The organism is Xanthobacter sp. BG11Y11_SDJG (assembly GCF_057364445.1).
Genome location: NZ_JBNFNU010000449.1, coordinates 1 through 3,217, shown reverse-complemented (window position 1 = coordinate 3,217; position 3,217 = coordinate 1). Strand labels below are relative to the sequence as shown.

Below are 3,217 nucleotides of genomic sequence, written 5' to 3'. Positions count from 1 at the left end.
CGGCGCCCGGCGGCGGCGGCCCCGGGCCGGGGCGGGCGGTTGCGGGCAAAGACGGCGCGTAGCCGGCCCCTGCCCGGCATACGGGGGCGAGAATGATCATCAGGTCGCGCCCGCGCGGCTTCGCATGCTGCACCAGCGCGCGGCTCGCCACCTGGTCCAGATGATCGCGCATCAGCTCCATCACAAGGTCCGCGTTTCCCGCGACCAGAGCGTCGATCAGCGCCCGGTGCTCGCTGACCGCGCATTCCGACGAATGCGGCCGGCTGAACAGAGAGAGCGTCAGGCAGCAGCGGTAGGCGATCTCGCTCACATAGCGGATGAGGATCGGGCTCTGCGTCATCTCCGCCAGGAGGATGTGGAACTCCGTGGCAAGGCGGATGGAGACCGAATCCGGTCCGCCATGGGCCGCCTTCTCCGCCGCCACGTGGGCATTGAGGCGCGCCACCTGGTCTTTGGTGAGCCGCCCGGCGAGCTGGCGGACCACCAGGCGCTCCAGCTCGATGCGGATGTCGAAGGCGTCGCGCGCCTCGCGCCAGGAGGGGGTCGCCACCACCGCGATGCGGTTGCGGCGCAGTTCCACAAGCCCTTCGGCGGCCAGCTGCCCGAGCGCGTGGCGGGCATGGTGCGGCTCACGCCGAAGCGCTCGCCGAGCGCATCCTCGGGCAGCTTGGCGCCGGGCTCCAGCGCCTGCTCGATGATGGCGCGGCGCAGCGCCCGGCAGATCATCCCCACCCGTCGGACGGCGCCTCTGCCCCGTTGTCGCGCCCCATTCCGCCCACCTCGCCTGCACCAGCCGTCCGCGGCCGCCCGCTCCCCGCGCCCAAGCCATAACGCGGCGATGCCGGCTCATCAACGACAGCGTGGGGCGCGGTTTGATCGCATTATGAATGCATTTTCCGCCGCAGGGCGCATGCCACGCGGGCGGGATCCGTCGCGCCACACAAGCGGACGCCGGGGGCGATGGTGAGCGGTCGCGGGCGACTACGAACAATCGTTTTTCACGATTGAATGTAGAAAAATAACTCGATTGTTCGATTTGTGCGTCGCAGCGATGGTGCGGCCAGCACGGAGCGAACCGCCATGGCCGATACCACACTCTCCCCGGATGCCCGCAACCGACCGCATTCGCCCCGCCTGGGCCGTTGGAGCGGCGCGACCATCGTTCCCGGGCTTTGCCTCGCCATGCTGATCGCCGGCGCCGCCTATCTGGCGCGCCTCCTGCCGGGGCTGGCGGCGCTGAGCCCGCTGGTGCTCGCCATCGTCCTCGGCATGGTCTGGCACAATGTGATCGGCACGCCCGCCGCCGCGCGGCCGGGCGCAAGGTTCTGCCTGCGCCGCATCCTGCGCTTCGCCATCGTGCTGCTGGGCCTCCAACTCACCTTTGCACAGGTGCGCCTGGTGGGTGCCGCGGGCTTCGCCATCATCGCCGCCACCCTGGTCGCCACCTTCGTCGCCACCCGCTGGATGGGCCGGCTCATGGGCGTCGAGGCCAAGCTCGCCGAGCTGATCGCCGCTGGCACCGCCATCTGTGGCGCCTCGGCGGTGATCGCCACCAACACCGTCACCCGCGCCAGCGACGAGGACGTGGCCTATGCGGTGGCCTGCGTCACCGTCTTCGGCTCGCTGTCCATGCTGCTGGCGCCGGTCCTGCTGCCGCTGACCGGCTTCGATGCCCACGCTTACGGCCTGTGGACCGGCGCTTCGATCCACGAGGTGGCGCAGGTGGTGGCCGCCGCCTTCCAGGGCGGGCAGCCGGCCGGCGAGTTCGGCACCGTGGCGAAGCTCACCCGCGTGATGCTGCTCGGACCGCTGGTGATCGGCCTCGGCCTCGCCGCTCTGCGCCAGGCGCGCCGGGACGGCGGCGCGGCCGGCACGGCCAGCGTCCCCCTTCCCTGGTTCGTGTTCGGCTTCATCGCCATGGTCCTGGTGAACAGCGCCGGCCTGGTGCCCGATGCGGCGCGGCCCGCCATCGCCTCCACCACCACCTTCCTGCTGGCGGTGGCGCTGGGTGCCATGGGCCTCGAAACCGATTTCAGGAAGTTGCGCATGAAGGGCCTGCGCCCGCTTGCGCTGGGAGCGGCGGCGTGGCTTTTCATCTCGGCCCTGAGCTTTATCCTCATCGCCACATGTTTCACGGGGTAATCCGAACCGGTGATGACGCTGGAGCAATTGCGGGTCTTCGCAACCGTTGCCGACCTGCTGCACATGACCCGTGCCGCCCAGCGCCTTCACATGACGCAGTCGGCCGTGTCCGCATCGGTGGCCGCGCTTGAGGCGACGTGCGGCGTGCCGCTGTTCCACCGGGTCGGCCGCCGGATCGAACTGACGGCGGCGGGCCGCGCCTTCTTGCCCGAGGCGCGCGCCATCCTCGACCGTGTGGCGGTGGCGGAGACCGTGCTCGCGGATGTCTCGGGGCTGCGGCGCGGCCGGCTCAGGCTGCATGCCAGCCAGACCATCGCCAATTACTGGCTCGGCCCCCTGCTCCACCGGTTCCATGCCCTTTACCCCGAGATCGCGCTCGAGGTGGTGATCGGCAACAGCACGCAGGTCACCGCCGCCGTCACCGAGGGCGAGGCCGACCTCGGATTCGTGGAGGGCGCGGTGGATGCGCTGCTGCTCGCCAAGATCGCCGTGCCCGGCGACCGGCTGGTGATGGTGGTGGCGCGCGACCACCCGTTCGGTCACGGGCCGATCCGGGCACCGGACATACTCGACGTGCCGTTCGTGCTGCGCGAGGAGGGCTCCGGCACGCGCCAGGTGTTCGAGGAAGGGCTCGCCGCCCACGGCATCGACCCGGCGCTGCTGAAGGTGGCGCTGAAGCTGCCTTCGAACGAGGCGGTGATCAGTGCTGTGGCGGCCGGCGCGGGCGCCACCGTGATCTCCGAACTCGCCGCGGCCGCCGGCCTGGCCGCAGGCGCGCTGCGCCAGATTCCCCTCACCTTTCCGCAGCGCCGCTTCTACGTCCTGCGCCATGCGGACCGCTACCAGTCGAAGGCCGAGCAGGCGCTGCTGGCCCTGGTGCGCGGCGGCGCCAAGCCCGCCGTCTGAGGCGACGCTACCAGCGCAGGGCGCGGCCGCCGATCAGCGCGCCGAGCGCGCCCATCATCGCCACCACCAGCGAATACCAGACGGCGACGAAGAGCGGGGAATCGTCCGGGCAGTGCGCGGCATAGAAGAAGGTGCCGATGCCGCCTGCGGCGAGCCCCGCCACCAGGCC

The 3,217-nt window shown here is 70.9% G+C and carries 3 protein-coding genes and 1 pseudogene; 2 read left to right on the top strand and 2 right to left on the bottom strand.

The genetic code is table 11. From position 1 onward, the window contains the following. Positions 1 to 726: pseudogene (locus AC2W7M_RS22635) on the bottom strand (GntR family transcriptional regulator); the annotation flags it as partial. A gap of 354 nt (positions 727 to 1,080) precedes the next feature. Between AC2W7M_RS22635 and AC2W7M_RS22630 the strand changes: the two are divergent. Both AC2W7M_RS22630 and AC2W7M_RS22625 read left to right on the top strand, forming a co-directional pair. Beyond that, the gene (locus AC2W7M_RS22630) at positions 1,081 to 2,142 is read left to right on the top strand and encodes a YeiH family protein (protein WP_486135099.1); all 1,062 of its coding nucleotides are present in this window, start codon (positions 1,081 to 1,083) and stop codon (positions 2,140 to 2,142) included. Between the two features lie 12 nt (positions 2,143 to 2,154). Continuing rightward, entirely contained in the window at positions 2,155 to 3,048 is an 894-nt protein-coding gene (locus tag AC2W7M_RS22625) for a LysR substrate-binding domain-containing protein (RefSeq protein WP_486135097.1), read from the top strand. Between the two features lie 7 nt (positions 3,049 to 3,055). Here AC2W7M_RS22625 and AC2W7M_RS22620 read toward each other — a convergent pair whose 3' ends face one another. Beyond that, positions 3,056 to 3,211 carry an NrsF family protein gene (locus AC2W7M_RS22620; protein ID WP_486135101.1) on the bottom strand — a complete coding sequence of 52 codons (156 nt, stop codon included), beginning with the start codon at positions 3,209 to 3,211 and terminating at the stop codon, positions 3,056 to 3,058. Positions 3,212 to 3,217 lie beyond the last annotated feature (6 nt).

Coding starts and splice junctions, on each gene's coding strand:
- AC2W7M_RS22630 (WP_486135099.1), top strand. CDS start 1,081: ATGGCCGATACCACACTCTCCCCGGATGCCCGCAACCGACCGCATTCG.
- AC2W7M_RS22625 (WP_486135097.1), top strand. CDS start 2,155: ATGACGCTGGAGCAATTGCGGGTCTTCGCAACCGTTGCCGACCTGCTG.